This is a genomic window from Mycobacterium sp. E735, from assembly GCF_001666955.1.
Lineage (GTDB): Bacteria > Actinomycetota > Actinomycetes > Mycobacteriales > Mycobacteriaceae > Mycobacterium.
This window is the reverse complement of sequence record NZ_LZIX01000001.1, coordinates 20,083-33,877: the sequence shown is the minus strand read 5'-3', so window position 1 is coordinate 33,877 and position 13,795 is coordinate 20,083. Positions and strand designations below refer to the sequence as shown.

Below are 13,795 nucleotides of genomic sequence, written 5' to 3'. Positions count from 1 at the left end.
CTCACCGGGGCGCACCCGGCGTCACGGCGGGACCGGGAGCCACCGGCTGCGGCGCCAACACGGGGGCGGCGGGCACGACGGGAGCCACCGGCGGGGGAACCGCGGGGGCCCGTTGCACCGGCACCGGAACCTCAGCGGGCAGCGGTGCGGGCACCTGCCCGGGCGGCGGAATCGGCAAGCCGCCCAACGGCACCGGCACCTCGGCGGGCCCCGGAGCGGGCGCGATCACCGCAGGCGCGGGCAGCCCCGGCACCGGCACGCCCGGCACGGGCAGCGCACCCGGCGCGGGCAGCGCAGCGGGCGCCTGCCCGGCTGCCGGTGCCCCCGGTATGCCCGGCGGTTGCGGCCCGGTCTGCGCCAGGTGCTGGCCGCCGAGCGTCGACGATCCGTCCGGTGCACGCAGCAGCGCCTCGGGACCGGACCGGGCCGGCGCGGGCGCCGCGGGGTCGGGCTGCAGCCGGACCGGGACTTCGGCGGGCGGCGCCGGCGGTGCGGGGGGCACCGGCGGGCCTTGGTCGGGAAGCTTGCTGTTCAACGGTGGTGGCGGCACCCCGTCAGCCGGCTTGGGCGTGCCGACGACCACCCAGTTCCCGGACGGGTCCTGGACCAGGTGCGCGGTGTCCCGCGTCGGGATCATGCCCTGTTTGCGGGCCGCCTCCGCCAGTGCCGGTGCGGATTCCGCCTCGCGCACATCACGTTCCAGCGCCTCTTTCTGCTGTTGCAGCAGCCGAGTCTTCTCGCGGGCGTGGCTCAATTTGTAGGAGCGCTCCGCGGAGTCCGTGGACAACCACAGGGTGAGACCCAGGCCGAGGCCCAGCGCGCCGATGACCAACACGACGAACGGGACCTTGGCCGCCAGGGTGCGGGGCCGCAGGTCGATCGAGGCCAGCCGGGTCGCCAGGCGCTCGCTCAGGCGTGGGCGAACGACCTTGGGCGCCTTGGCCTTCCGTGCCTTAGCCCGCGCCTTCGCCTGGCTCGTGCTCTTGGGCCGCGCGGGACGCTCGGCGGGCCGGGCGATGGGGCCGGTGTGCGGTCCGGATTTGGGCGCGCGGCTCTCCCGGGTGGGCGCCGCGCTCCGCCCCGGCCGGGTGCGGCGGGCCGAGCCGGGCTCGGCGGCCGAGCGCCTGCTGCGCCGGGCGGAACCGTCGCGCCCGCCGCGGCGATTCGGCGTCTCCCGCTTTGCTTTCATGCGTCGCCCTTTCCGGTTGCCTGCTGGACCCGTTGCACGGCGCGTAGTCGCACCGCGGCGCTGCGCGGATTGCGTTCGACCTCGGCGGCGTCCGCGCGTTCGGCGCCGTGCGTGAGCGACCGGAATCGCGGCTCGTGGCCGGGAAGCTCGACCGGCAGATCCACCGGCGTGCGGGACGCGACCGCGTCGGCGAACAACCGCTTGACGATCCGGTCCTCCAGGGACTGGTAGGCCAGCACCACCATGCGCCCGCCGACGGCGAGCGCGTCCAGCCCGGCCGGGATCGCGCTGCGCAAAGAGTCCAACTCGTCGTTGACCGCGATCCGCAGGGCCTGGAAGGTGCGCTTGGCCGGGTGGCCCCCGGTCCGCCGGGCCGGGGCCGGAATCGCTTGGTAGAGCAGGGCTACCAGCTCCGCGGTCGACGTGAAGGGTGCGCGAGCGCGCTGGCGCACGATCTGCGCGGCGATCCGGCGCGCGAACCGTTCCTCGCCGTAGCGGTGCAGGATGTCCGCCAGCGCGGCTTCGTCGTAGGTGTTGAGGATGTCGGCCGCCGTCAACGGCGACTCGGGATCCATCCGCATGTCCAGCGGCGCGTCCTGCGCGTAGGCGAAGCCCCGCTCGGCGCGGTCGAGCTGCATGGACGACACCCCGAGGTCGAACAGCATCCCGTCGAGCGATCCGACTGTGTCGTAACCGGATTCGGCCAGTGCCGCGGCGAGGCCGTCGTAGCGGCTGTGCACCAGCGTGACGCGGTCGGCAAATCGCGCCAACCGGTCGCCGGCGATTTCCAGCGCGCTGGGGTCGCGGTCGAGTCCGATCAACCGCAGCCCGGGCAGGTCGGTCAAGAACCGCTCGGCATGCCCGCCCGCGCCCAGGGTGGCATCGAGCAGGACGGCCCCCGACCCGTCGGCATGGTGACGGGTCAGCGCGGGGGTCAGCAGTTCGACGCAGCGCCGCAGCAGGACGGGTACGTGTCCGAAGTCGCCCGAATCGTCAGCCACCGCAACGCCTCCCCGGGTCCGGCGAGACGCCCCTGCATCGAGGTCCCTGTCCGAAGGCACGAACCTGGCGTTGGGGAAGTACGCCAGGGTCGGTTCGGGCAGAGGCCACGTTGCACGGGCGTGCGCCTCAGATGATGTCGCCGAGTGCTTCATCGCTGGCCGCGGAGAAGTTCTCTTCGTGGGTCTGCTGGTAGTCCTGCCAGGCTTGCGCATCCCAGATCTCGAGGTAGTCGACCGCTCCGATCACCACGCAATCCTTGGAGAGGTTCGCGTAGCGGCGGTGGTCGGCCGACAGTGTGATGCGGCCCTGCGCGTCGGGATGCTGCTCGTCGGTGCCGGCGGCGAGGTTGCGCAGGAACGCCCTGGCGTCGGGGTTGCTCCTCGACGCCTTGCTCGCCCGGCGCGCGAGCTGCTCGAATTCGCCCCGCGGGTAGACGGCGAGGCTGTGGTCCTGGCTCTTGGTGACCATCAACCCCCCTGCCAGCGCGTCGCGAAATTTGGCGGGCAACGTGAGCCGCCCTTTGTCGTCGAGTTTGGGCGTGTAGGTGCCGAGAAACACCGGCTCACCTCCCACTCGGGGTCACCCAAACACTGTGGCCACCATACCCCACAATCCCCCACTTCGCCCCATTCCGAGAGTGTCGTGGCGGACTTTTCCAGGTTATCCGCCACCCATGGGCGCACATGCCACCGCATCCGGACCCACCGGGCCCAGCCTCGCGTTCCAGTAGAAGGTAGGAAACCGCAGCTCAAAGCCGCACAGGCCACGATGTGGGGCGAAGTGGAGGCACTCGGTGGGGCGCGGTGGGGCTCAACTCCTGCGCCAAAGCACGGTTGCGGCTCGATCCGGCCTCAAAACGGCATCACCGGCCCGGCGATACTCAGCCGAGCCGGATCAATCTGTGACGATGACGGCGCGCCCGGCTACGAAACAGACATGAAAAAGGGGGAGCCCGGTGGCTACCCCAGATTCGTTGGCGAGACCGCTAGTCGTCGAAGCGGCGGCGGAACCGGTCTTCCATGCGACTGGTGAACGAACCCCCGCCGCCCTTGTTGCGGCGCTGCCGCAGCGAGCCGGGCGCCGAGCCGGGGTGGTCGGGGCGGCCGGACAACCGTGGACCCGTGATGGCGAACACCACGCCACCGAACATCACGATGAACCCGAAGACGCTGAGAATCGGGAAGTTTCCGATCATGGTGGCCTTGAACGCCACCCCGGAAACCAGCATCGCGAGGCCGATCACGAACAGGGCCGCGCCCTGCAGGCGGCGGCGCGCGGTGGGCGCGCGCAACCCTCCGCCGCGGACGCTCGACGCGAACTTGGGATCTTCGGCGTAGAGAGCGCTCTCGATCTGATCGAGCATCCGCTGCTCATGATCGGAGAGTGGCATTCGTCCCTCCTTGCCGACAGTTGACGCGTATCTATCGATAACACGCGGATGCCCGTTGTAGGGCAACTAACTGAAATGATACGAGGTCAATCTGCGCCATACCACTGGTTCGGTGGCGATTCTATCCTGGCCCCGGCCGTGCCCCCGTCGGAGCCGGAACGGCCGTGCGCTACAACCGGCTTCCCCAGCCGGGATGGGTGGGCGGTTCGTTGCCGCGACCGCCCGCCCGACGGCCTCCCCGCGCGTCCGATAATGGCGGTGGCGGCGCGGGCCGCGCGACAACGTGAACGCCGGCATGCGAGCACAGGGTGAGGAGGACACCGCGAGTGGCGATATTCCTCATCGATCTGCCGCCCACCGATATGGAGCGCCGTCTGGGCGAGGCCCTGAAGGTGTATGTCGACGCGATGCGGTACCCACGCGGCACCGAGAACCAGCGCGCCGCGATGTGGCTCGAGCACATCCGCCGGCGGGGCTGGCAAGGGGTGGGCGTCGTGGACGCCGAGCCGGCCGAGGGCGCGGACGGGGCGGTCCCGTCGGTGGCCGAATTGAGCAACGCCCCGCTGCTCGGCATCGCCTACGGGTACCCCGGGGCACCCGGGCAGTGGTGGCAGCAGCAGGTCGTGCTCGGACTGCAACGGGGCGGCCGGCCGGCGCAGGAGATCGCCGGGCTGATGAACAGTTACTTCGAGTTGACCGAGCTGCACATCCACCCGCGCGCGCAGGGTCGCGGCCTCGGCGAGGCGCTGGCCCGGCGGCTGCTCGCCGGTCGAGCCGAAGAGAACGTCCTGCTGTCCACGCCCGAGACCAACGGCGAACCGAACCGGGCCTGGCGGTTGTACCGCCGGCTGGGCTTCACCGACGTGATCCGCGGCTACCATTTCGCCGGCGACCCGCGCGCATTCGCGATCTTGGGCCGCAAGCTCCCGCTGTGATCGCCGGATCGCGGGCGCGCCCGGGCGGACCCGCGCTGGCGGCGCGCCGGATCTGGCACGATGACCTGGTGCGCGCCAGCCTCTCCCCGCCCCGATCCCGCGGATTCACCGCTCGGCGCCGCCGCCTGGTGGCCATCGCGATGCTGCTCATGCTGGTGCCGCTGGCCACCGGCTGCCTGCGGGTCAGGGCGTCGCTCACCGTCTCCCCCGACGACCTGGTGTCCGGGGAGATCGTCGCCGCCGCTAAACCCAAGACGCCCAAGGACACCGGCCCCCAGCTCGACAGCAACAACCTGCCGTTCAGCCAGAAGGTGGCGGTGTCGAACTACGACAGTGACGGCTACGTGGGATCGCAGGCGGTGTTCTCGGACCTGACGTTCGCCGAGTTGCCGCAGCTGGCCAACATGAACTCCGATGCGCAGGGGGTGAACCTGTCCCTGCGGCGCAGCGGCAACCTGGTCATCCTCGAGGGCCGCGCTGACTTGACCTCGCTGACCGATTCCGAAGCCGACGTCGAGCTGACCGTCGCCTTCCCCGGCGTGGTGACGTCCACCAACGGCGACCGGGTCGAGTCCACGGTGGTGTCCTGGAAGCTCAAGCCGGGCGTCGTGAGCACGATGACGGCTCAGGCCCGCTACACCGACCCGAACACGCGGTCATTCACCGGGGCGGGCGTGTGGCTGGGCATCGCGTCGTTCGCCGCGGCCGGCGTCGTCGCGCTGCTGGCCTGGATGAACCGCGATCGTTCCCCGCGGTTCACCGCACCGCGGGACCAGCCGCCGAGCTAGCTGTACTGGGCGGGCGACCAGTACGCCAGCATCTCCGCGAACGTCTGGAAGGCGGGCGCCGACACCCCGTAGGTGGCCTCGAGGTGGATGCTCAGCGGGAACCCCAGCTCGGCCACCCCGTCGATCACGCGCTTGTAGAGGTCGGTCATGAGCTGACGCTTCTGGGGCGGTTCGCTGGCGGCCAACCGTTTGACGAACTCCTGCTCGTCGGCCACCGCCGCGTTACCCGGGTCCTGAATCAGCCAGTTGATCAGGCCGACCCGGCCCTCCATCTTGGGGACGAAGCCGAAGGACAGCAGGATCTCCGGCCGGTGATCGGTGGTTTCGGCGAATTCGCGCAGGAAGCCGACGATCGCGTCGGAGTACAACAGCTGGGTCATGCCGTAGGTGGCGCCCTGATCGCACTTGAAGTTGAACCGGCCGTGCTCCCCCTCGCGGGTGGGTATCAGGATGACGCCGCGGTTGGGCACGAGCTCACGGTAGATCGACAGGGCGTCCGTGGGCGCGACGCCGGAGCCTTCGCCGTCGTTCATCGTGCGCGGGACGCCGACGAAGACCACGCCTTCCATCCCGGCCGCGCGCAGATCGGTCAGCCGCCGCCGCAAGGTCGGCTCGTCGGAGAAGGCGGTGACCTGGGTGCACAGGCCATGGAATCCCGGCAGCTCGGGCTTGACCATGGACCAGAAGTCCAGCACGTCGAGTTTGGGCTTCATCACGATGGGACGGTCGTCGTCCTCAGCGATGATGCCGGGGATCATCACGTGCCGCAGCCGGCCTGCCAGACCGGTTTCCGCCGAGTACTGCACCACCTTTCGCGCGTCCTCGAGCGCCCGCTCGCGGCCTTCGTCGGCGTTCGGCGGCACCAGCTCGAGCGCAATGGTGTTGAGTGTCACGCGGCTTCTCTCCATCCGACGATGCTTGGGGCGTCTCCCGGCCGCACAGCGGGCGGCTCCGACACCCCGCCAGCATAGGCGTGGGGGTGCCGCCCGCTTGCGGGGGAATAGTGCGGCGGTCGAAGCGATCAGCGCCACGCCAGGTTGAGAAGGTCCCCGGTGCCGCGCCGAATACACTGGTCGGGCCTGCCACACCAAGCACGTCGAGCAGAAGGGGGCGCGGCGCTGAGCTCGAAAGCCCCAGCAGCAGCGGCAACCGTCGAGTTGACCGGCGCGATCACCGATCGGCTCCGGCGGTATCTGCACGACCGGCGCGCGGACACCGCCTACATCGGTAGCGACTACGAGGTGCTGGTCGCCGCCCTGGAGAGCTTCGTGCTCAACGGCGGCAAACGGCTGCGACCCGCCTTCGCCTACTGGGGCTGGCGCGCCGTGGCCAGCGGGGAACCCGATTCCGAAGTGCTGCTGCTGTTTTCCGCGCTGGAGCTGCTGCACGCCTGCGCGCTGGTGCACGACGACGTCATCGATGACTCCTCCACCCGCCGCGGCCGCCCGACCGCCCATGTCCAGTTCGCCGACCTGCACCGCGGCAGGCGCTGGCGGGGTTCGCCGGAGCAGTTCGGCATGTCGGCCGCGATCCTGCTCGGCGACCTCGCGCTGTCGTGGGCCGACGACATCGTGTTCCACGCGGAACTGCCGCCCGACGCCGTGCGGCGGGTACAGCGCGTGTGGGCCGAAATCCGCACCGAGGTACTGGGCGGTCAATTCCTGGACATCGTCGCCGAAGCCAGCGCCGCCGAGTCGATCGCCTCGGCGATGAACGTCGACACCTATAAGACCGCCTGTTACACGGTGTCGCGACCGCTGCAGCTCGGGGCGGCCGCCGCCGCCGACCGGCCCGACGTGCAGGACGTCTTCGGCCGGTTCGGGACGGACATCGGCGTGGCCTTCCAGCTCCGTGACGACGTGCTGGGTGTGTTCGGTGACCCGGCGGTGACCGGCAAGCCGTCGGGTGACGACCTGCGCTCGGGCAAGCGCACCGTGCTGCTGGCCGAGGCGCTGGAGCTGGCCGACGGGTCGGATCCGTTGGCGGCCAAGTTGTTACGCGACTCGATCGGGGCGCAGTTGACCGATGCCGAGGTGGACCGGTTGCGCGGGGTAATCGAGTCGGTGGGCGCCCTGGCCGCGGCGGAGCGCCGCATCGCCGAGCTGACCCAGCGGGCCCTGGCGGCGCTGGCGGCCGCGCCGATCAACGCGGCGGCCAAAGCGGGGCTCTCCGAGCTGGCCAGAATGGCCACCGACCGGTCCGCCTGAGCCGATGACGACGCCGACGCACACCCCACCGTCCGACTCGCCGGAAGCGAAACCGGCTGGCGCCGGGTGGTTTTCACAGCTGCGCGCGTTCGCCGGCGCGGCGGAGTCCGGACCGGCGAAGCTGGGCATGCTCGGTTCGGTGCTGATCTTGGTTGGCGGCCTCGGCGCGGGCAGCACCCGCCAACACGACCCGCTGCTGGAGTCGATCCACATGTCCTGGCTGCGTTTTGGCCACGGGCTGGTGTTGTCGTCCGTGGTGCTGTGGGCGGGCGTGGGCCTGATGCTGATCGCCTGGCTGCGCCTGGGCCGGCGCGTGCTGGCCGGCGAGGTGACCGAGTTCATGATGAAGGCCACCACCGGCTTCTGGCTGGTGCCGTTGCTGCTCTCGGTGCCCGTCTTCAGCCGGGACACCTATTCGTACCTGGCGCAGGGCGCGCTGCTGCGCGACGGCCTCGACCCCTACGCGGTGGGGCCGGTCGCCAACCCGAACAGCTTGCTGGACAACGTAAGTCCCATCTGGACGATCACCACCGCCCCCTACGGCCCGGCATTCATCCTGGTGGCGAAGCTGGTCACCATGGCCGTCGGCAACAACGTGGTGGCCGGAACGGCGCTGCTGCGGCTGTGCATGCTGCCGGGGCTGGCGCTGCTGATCTGGGCCACCCCGCGGCTGGCCCGGCACCTGGGCACCGACGGATCGACGGCGCTGTGGATCTGCGTCCTCAACCCGCTGGTGCTCATCCATCTGATGGGCGGGGTGCACAACGAGATGCTGATGGTGGGCTTGATGGCCGCCGGCATCGCGCTGAGTTTCGCCGGGCGGCACGTGCTGGGCACGACGCTGATCACGGTGGCCATCGCGGTCAAGGCCACCGCCGGAATCGCGCTGCCGTTCATGGTATGGGTCTGGACCCGCCACCTGCGCGACCGCCGCGGATACCGGCCGGCCACGGCGTTCGCGGCGGCCACGGCGATGTCGCTGTTGATCTTCGGCGTCGTGTTCGGCATCCTGTCGGCCGTGGCCGGGGTGGGCCTGGGGTGGCTGACCGCGCTGGCCGGTTCGGTGAAGATCATCAACTGGCTCACGGTGCCGACCGCCGCCGCCAACATCATCCACGCCGTGTTCAACGGGTTCTTCGTGGTGCACTTCTACCCGATGCTGCGCATCACCCGCCTCGTCGGAATCGCGGTCATCGCGGTGTCGCTGCCGTTGCTGTGGTGGCGCTTCCGGCGCGACGACCGCGCCGCGCTGACCGGCATAGCGGTCTCGATGCTCGTCGTGGTGCTGTTCGTGCCCGCGGCCCTGCCGTGGTACTACTCCTGGCCATTGGCGGTGGTCGCCCCGCTGGCGCAATCGCGACGGGCGATCGCGGTCATCGCCGGGCTGTCGACGTGGGTGATGGTGATCTTCAAACCCGATGGCTCGCACGGGATGTACTCGTGGCTGCATTTCTCGCTGGCCACCGTCTGCGCACTGATCGCCTGGTACAGCCTGGACCGCGCGCCGGACCGGCGGGCGGGCGCGGCGGACGACGCGCTGGAAAAGGCGTAGTGCCGGCTCAATAGGCCGGCTCAGTAGGCCCGCTCAGTAGGCCATGGCCTGCGCCCGCCGCACGACCTCGCGCGCCTGGTGCGCGTGCAGGGCGTCGACGGGGCGGGCATTGCTGACGGCATCCCGGCTGCCGTCGCGGGTGATCGTCAGCGACGGGTCGGGGGTGAACAACCACCGCACGATCTCGGTGTCGTGGTAGCCGCCGTCGTGCAGGATCGTCAGCAGCCCCGGCAGGCTCTTGACCACCTCACCGGACTTGGTGAAGAACACCTGCGGCACCACCACGCCGCCGTCCCGCTTCACCGCGACCAGGTGGCCTTCCCGAAGCTGCTGCTGCACCTTGCTGACCGAGATCCGGAGCAATTCGGCGACCCGCGGCAGGTCGTAGGTGGGCTCGTCGGGGTCCAGAACATCGTCGCCGGCAGGAACACTGCTCACGGCGCAAGTGTAGGCCTTGCCACGCGGATTGAACCCAAGTTCCGGCGTCCAATCACACCGCCGCACCTACGATGGCCCCGTGGCCGAAGCTGAATCGCCCGGGTCGTCCGGCCGTCCCGGCCCGCACCGTCGCCCGGCCGACGCCGGCGCCGCAGACCCGCTGGACAACGCGTTGCTGGACGGCCGCTACCTGGTGCAGTCCAAGATCGCCAGCGGAGGCACGTCGACGGTGTACCGCGGCCTCGACACCCGGCTCGACCGCCCGGTGGCGGTGAAGGTGATGGATTCGCGCTACGCGGGCGACGACCAGTTCCTGACCCGCTTCCAGCGCGAAGCCCGCTCGGTCGCTCGGCTGAAGGATCCCGGCCTCGTCGCGGTCTACGACCAGGGCCTGGACTCCCGGCACCCGTTCTTGGTGATGGAGCTGATCGAGGGTGGCACGCTGCGCGAGCTGCTGGCCGAGCGCGGTCCGATGCCGCCGTACGCCGTGGCCGCGGTGTTGCGCCCGGTGCTGAGCGGGCTCGCCGCGGCGCACCGGTCCGGGCTGGTCCACCGCGACGTCAAGCCCGAGAACGTGCTGATCTCCGACCAGGGTGAGGTCAAGATCGCGGACTTCGGCTTGGTCCGCGCCGTCGCGGCCGCCGGAATCACTTCCACGAGCGTCATTTTGGGAACCGCGGCGTACCTGTCGCCCGAGCAGGTGCGCGACGGCGACGCCAGCCCGCGCAGCGACGTGTACGCCGCCGGGATCCTCACCTACGAGCTGCTCACCGGGCGCACCCCGTTCACCGGCGACTCGCCGCTGTCGATCGCCTACCAACGGCTGGACACCGATGTGCCGCCGCCCAGCGCGGCGATCGACGGCGTGCCCCCGCAGTTCGACGAGTTCGTCCTGCGCGCGACGGCGCGCGACCCGGCCAACCGCTACGCCGACGCGATCGAGATGGGCGCCGCCCTCGAGGCGATCGCCGAAGAGCTTGCGCTGCCGGACTTCTCCGTCCCCGCGCCGCGCAACTCCGCGCAGCACCGGTCGGCGGCGCTGCACCACAGCCGCATGAGCCAACGCCCGGTTGCCGCGCCACCGCCGGCGGCGGCTCCGGTCCGCCACCCCACCCGCCAGTTGACCCGCGGCCCCGAGGACTGGTCCGAGCCGCAGCGCGCACCAGTGTCGGACGACGAGCCCGAGGAAGCCTACGAATACCAGCCTGTCACAGGCGAATTCGCGGGCATTCCGATCGGCGAGTTCGCCTACGCCCGCCAGCGCGGGCGGCGCTTGGTGCTGATCTGGGTGGCCCTGGTGCTGGCGCTCACCGGGATGGTCGCCACCGCGGCGTGGACGATCGGGAGCAACCTGAACGGGCTGTTCTAGTCGCGCAACATCTCGGCGACCAGGAACGCCAGCTCCAGCGACTGCTGGGTGTTGAGCCGCGGGTCGCAGGCCGTCTCGTACCGCCCCGCCAGATCCAGGTCCGAAATGTCTTGCGCCCCACCGAGGCATTCCGTGACGTCCTCGCCGGTGATCTCGACGTGGATGCCACCGGGGTGAGTGCCCAGCGCGCGGTGCACCTCGAAGAAGCCCTGCACCTCGTCGACGACGCGGTCGAAGTGCCGCGTCTTGTAGCCGTTGGACGACTCGTGGGTGTTGCCGTGCATGGGGTCGCACTGCCAGATCACCTGATGGCCGGTGGCCTGAACCTTCTCGACGATCGGGGGCAGCAGGTCGCGCACCTTGTTGTTGCCCATCCGGCTCACCAACGTCAACCGGCCCGGCTTGTTGTTCGGGTCAAGCCGTTCCACGTATTCGACGGCCAGCTCCGGGGTCATCGTCGGGCCGATCTTCACGCCGATCGGGTTGGCGATCACTTCCGCGAACGCGATGTGCGCGCCGTCGAGCTGGCGCGTGCGCTCGCCGATCCAGACGGTGTGCGCCGACAGGTCGAACAGCTGCGGTTCGCCGTCCTCGCTCTCCGACAGCCGCAGCATGGCCCGCTCGTAGTCGAGCACCAAAGCCTCATGGCTGGCGTAGATTTCGGCGGTCTGCAGGTTACGGTCGGCCACCCCGCAGGCGCTCATGAACTTCAGGCCGCGGTCGATCTCGTTGGCCAGCGCCTCGTACCGGGCGCCCGCCGGCGACGTCCGGACGAACTCGCGGTTCCAGTCGTGCACCAGGTGCAGCGACGCCAGCCCCGAGGACGTCAGCGCCCGCACCAGGTTCATCGCCGCGCTGGCGTTGGCGTAGGCGCGCACCAGCCGCGACGGGTCGTGCTCGCGGGCGGCCGCATCCGGGGCGAAGCCGTTGATCATGTCGCCGCGGTAGGACCGCAACCCCAGGGCGTCGATGTCCGCCGACCGCGGCTTGGCGTACTGGCCGGCGATGCGGGCCACCTTGACCACCGGCATGCTCGCGCCGTACGTCAGCACCACGGCCATCTGCAGCAACGCGCGGATGTTGCCCCGGATGTGGGGCTCGGTGTTGTCGGTGAAGGTCTCCGCACAGTCGCCGCCCTGCAGCAGGAACGCCTCGCCCCTGGCGACCTGGGCCAGCTGCTCCTGCAGCCGGAGGATCTCCGAGGGCACCGTCACCGGCGGCACGCTCTCGAGGACGGTCCGCATCGCCGTCGCCTGGTCGGCCGGCCAACTGGGTTGCTGGGCGGCCGGCTTGGCCAGTGCGGCGTCCAGCCGGGCCCGCAGGTCGTGCGGCAGCGGCGGCAGCGCCGGTAGCTGGTCGATCGGGATGTCGACGGTCCAGTTCATCGGTCCATGGTAACCGGGCGGCGAGGGTGACTGATCAGGGCGAACGCCGTTCGGACGGGCTCAGGCCGGCTCCCCGGTCGCGTCGCCGCCAGGACCGTCCGCGTCCGCCGCGGTGATGAGCCGGTATCGCCGCAGCTGGTCGCGGGCGTCGACCAGCGCGTCGTGGGCGTCGCGCGACCGCGGCGGCATCGGCGGGCACCCCCGGTCCTCCCACAATTGCCGCAGGTCCCGGGTGAAGCGGGGCAGCGCGCGCGGCAACTCGGGCATCGTGCCCCACAGCTGGCACAGGGCGACGTGGTCGTAGGCGCCGATCCACGCCCACAGCTCGATCGGGTCGGCCCCGTCGACGCCTAAGAAGTCCTCGAGGTCCGCGCGGATCTGCCTGCGTGAGCGCCACAGCTTCGACGCCGGGGACGGCAGCTTGGGCAGCACGTTGGCGCGCACCCAGCCACCGGCGCGCTCGGGATCGAATTCCGTGGACACGGCGTAATACTCGCGCCCGTCCTCGGCCACCACCCCGATCGAGATCAACTCGATGGTGCGGCCGTCCTCGATGAACTCGGTGTCGTAGAAGTACCGCACCTTGAAAGCCTATGAGTAGCCTATCTGCTGATCAGGATGGGCCCGGTCGGCGGCGGCGCGGGGTGCACCTCGTGGTCCAGCTGGGCGTCGACGACCCGCTCGTCGGGCATCCCGGGGGTGCCGGCGATCGCGCACTGCAGGTACAGCTTGGCCCGCACCACGGGGCGACGCAGCGTCCGTTCCCGCTGCAGCGCGCGGCGCATCTTCTCCGGCTGTGCGGTGTATCGCCAGCGGGCCCAGGGCGCGTGCGGGCGCGACAACCGGATCGCGCCGATCACCAGCAGGACGACGATGAACATGCCGAGCAGCCCGGTCCACACCTTGCCCTTGAGCACCACCACCACGGCCAGCGGCAGCGTCAACACCAGGCCGCCGGCCACCGCGGCACGCAGCGGCCACGAATCGGTGCCCTCCCAGATCGGCAGGAAGAACATCAGCGGGTGCAGCCCCATGATCAACAGGCCGGCCACCCCGACCGCGGCGAAGACGGCGTCCACCGACGTCCGACCGTCCTCCGACCAGTAGACGTCCGACAGGTGCAGGATCAGCGCGTACTCGTCGAGCACCAGGGCCGCGCCTATCCCGAAAAATATTGCGGACAGGGTGAATTCGGGCTCGTGACCGTCGATGGACAGGGTGACCAACGTCAGCCCGGACAGCAACACCAACACCACGCCGAACGTCACGTGGTGGATGTGGATGCCGCCGACATGGACGTTGCGCGGGTGCCACCATCGGGCCGGCCGGCCCGCGTCGGCGCGGTGCCGGATGAGCCGCACGAACGTCCGCGTGACGAAGAAGGTCAGGATGAACGCCACCAGGCAGCACAGCAGGGGCAACCGGCCGCCGCCGAGGATGTCGTTCGCGAACCAGTGCGTCACCCGCAGAACGAACCAGTGGAGCACTCTTGAAACGTACGCCTGTGGGCGTCCGCCCCGCGGGAGCCGCGCTGGGCCAC

General features: G+C 70.4%; 14 protein-coding genes. 5 read left to right on the top strand and 9 right to left on the bottom strand.

Going from position 1 to position 13,795, the window contains the following annotated elements:
• Nucleotide 1 precedes the first annotated feature (1 nt).
• The 4 genes from A5704_RS00170 to A5704_RS00155 form a co-directional block, all read right to left on the bottom strand.
• Entirely contained in the window at nt 2-1,189 is a 1,188-nt protein-coding gene (locus A5704_RS00170; protein ID WP_067886744.1) for a hypothetical protein, read from the bottom strand.
• On the bottom strand, nt 1,186-2,343 hold the full coding sequence (gene rsmH, locus A5704_RS00165) for a 16S rRNA (cytosine(1402)-N(4))-methyltransferase RsmH (protein ID WP_156737569.1): 1,158 nt from the start codon (nt 2,341-2,343) through the stop codon (nt 1,186-1,188). The genes A5704_RS00170 and rsmH overlap by 4 nt, the downstream gene beginning before the upstream one ends.
• On the bottom strand, nt 2,318-2,749 hold the full coding sequence (gene mraZ / locus A5704_RS00160; RefSeq protein WP_007170790.1) for a division/cell wall cluster transcriptional repressor MraZ: 432 nt from the start codon (nt 2,747-2,749) through the stop codon (nt 2,318-2,320). Before mraZ ends, rsmH begins: the two co-directional genes overlap by 26 nt.
• 427 nt (nt 2,750-3,176) lie before the next feature.
• The gene (locus tag A5704_RS00155) at nt 3,177-3,581 is read right to left on the bottom strand and encodes a DUF3040 domain-containing protein (RefSeq protein ID WP_067274495.1); all 405 of its coding nucleotides are present in this window, start codon (nt 3,579-3,581) and stop codon (nt 3,177-3,179) included.
• A gap of 326 nt (nt 3,582-3,907) precedes the next feature.
• On the opposite strand from A5704_RS00155, the gene A5704_RS00150 reads away from it, so the two are divergent.
• A complete protein-coding gene (locus tag A5704_RS00150) occupies nt 3,908-4,516 on the top strand; it encodes an N-acetyltransferase (protein ID WP_067758571.1) in 609 nt (202 codons plus the stop codon).
• Nucleotides 4,517-4,656: 140 nt separating this feature from the next.
• Entirely contained in the window at nt 4,657-5,304 is a 648-nt protein-coding gene (locus tag A5704_RS00145; RefSeq protein WP_067758674.1) for a DUF3153 domain-containing protein, read from the top strand.
• Here the strand turns inward: A5704_RS00145 and A5704_RS00140 are convergent.
• Nucleotides 5,301-6,197 carry a mycobacterial-type methylenetetrahydrofolate reductase gene (locus A5704_RS00140; RefSeq protein WP_067782927.1) on the bottom strand — a complete coding sequence of 299 codons (897 nt, stop codon included), beginning with the start codon at nt 6,195-6,197 and terminating at the stop codon, nt 5,301-5,303. The two genes, A5704_RS00145 and A5704_RS00140, sit on opposite strands and share 4 nt — an antisense overlap.
• Before the next feature lie 264 nt (nt 6,198-6,461).
• Between A5704_RS00140 and idsA2 the strand changes: the two genes are divergently transcribed.
• Together idsA2 and A5704_RS00130 are read left to right on the top strand one after the other, a co-directional pair.
• The gene (gene idsA2 / locus A5704_RS00135; RefSeq protein WP_067758557.1) at nt 6,462-7,511 is read left to right on the top strand and encodes a bifunctional (2E,6E)-farnesyl/geranyl diphosphate synthase; all 1,050 of its coding nucleotides are present in this window, start codon (nt 6,462-6,464) and stop codon (nt 7,509-7,511) included.
• Nucleotides 7,512-7,515: 4 nt separating this feature from the next.
• A complete protein-coding gene (locus A5704_RS00130; RefSeq protein WP_067758553.1) occupies nt 7,516-9,063 on the top strand; it encodes an alpha-(1->6)-mannopyranosyltransferase A in 1,548 nt (515 codons plus the stop codon).
• A 33-nt stretch (nt 9,064-9,096) separates the two neighbouring features.
• Here A5704_RS00130 and A5704_RS00125 read toward each other — a convergent pair whose 3' ends face one another.
• Nucleotides 9,097-9,501: an Rv2175c family DNA-binding protein gene (locus A5704_RS00125; RefSeq protein ID WP_067758550.1), complete on the bottom strand. Its 405-nt coding sequence runs from the start codon at nt 9,499-9,501 to the stop codon at nt 9,097-9,099.
• Between the two features lie 79 nt (nt 9,502-9,580).
• Between A5704_RS00125 and A5704_RS00120 the strand changes: the two genes are divergently transcribed.
• Nucleotides 9,581-10,870 (top strand): protein kinase, encoded by a 1,290-nt coding sequence (locus tag A5704_RS00120; protein ID WP_067782933.1) that lies wholly within the window; start codon nt 9,581-9,583, stop codon nt 10,868-10,870.
• On the opposite strand, the gene A5704_RS00115 is transcribed toward A5704_RS00120, so the two are convergent.
• The 3 genes from A5704_RS00115 to A5704_RS00105 are packed head-to-tail and all read right to left on the bottom strand — an operon-like array spanning nt 10,867 to nt 13,724.
• On the bottom strand, nt 10,867-12,255 hold the full coding sequence (locus tag A5704_RS00115; protein WP_067758544.1) for a class II 3-deoxy-7-phosphoheptulonate synthase: 1,389 nt from the start codon (nt 12,253-12,255) through the stop codon (nt 10,867-10,869). The genes A5704_RS00120 and A5704_RS00115 overlap by 4 nt on opposite strands.
• Nucleotides 12,256-12,315: 60 nt before the next feature.
• A complete protein-coding gene (locus A5704_RS00110; protein ID WP_067782938.1) occupies nt 12,316-12,837 on the bottom strand; it encodes a polyadenylate-specific 3'-exoribonuclease AS in 522 nt (173 codons plus the stop codon).
• A 20-nt stretch (nt 12,838-12,857) separates the two neighbouring features.
• Nucleotides 12,858-13,724 carry a hypothetical protein gene (locus A5704_RS00105; protein ID WP_156670200.1) on the bottom strand — a complete coding sequence of 289 codons (867 nt, stop codon included), beginning with the start codon at nt 13,722-13,724 and terminating at the stop codon, nt 12,858-12,860.
• Nucleotides 13,725-13,795 lie beyond the last annotated feature (71 nt).

Bases quoted from the DNA above. Each gene is read 5' to 3' on its own strand.
- A5704_RS00115 (WP_067758544.1), bottom strand. From the start codon at position 12,255: ATGAACTGGACCGTCGACATCCCGATCGACCAGCTACCGGCGCTGCCG.
- rsmH (WP_156737569.1), bottom strand. From the start codon at position 2,343: ATGAAGCACTCGGCGACATCATCTGAGGCGCACGCCCGTGCAACGTGG.
- A5704_RS00170 (WP_067886744.1), bottom strand. From the start codon at position 1,189: ATGAAAGCAAAGCGGGAGACGCCGAATCGCCGCGGCGGGCGCGACGGT.
- A5704_RS00145 (WP_067758674.1), top strand. From the start codon at position 4,657: ATGCTGCTCATGCTGGTGCCGCTGGCCACCGGCTGCCTGCGGGTCAGG.
- A5704_RS00155 (WP_067274495.1), bottom strand. From the start codon at position 3,581: ATGCCACTCTCCGATCATGAGCAGCGGATGCTCGATCAGATCGAGAGC.
- A5704_RS00130 (WP_067758553.1), top strand. From the start codon at position 7,516: ATGACGACGCCGACGCACACCCCACCGTCCGACTCGCCGGAAGCGAAA.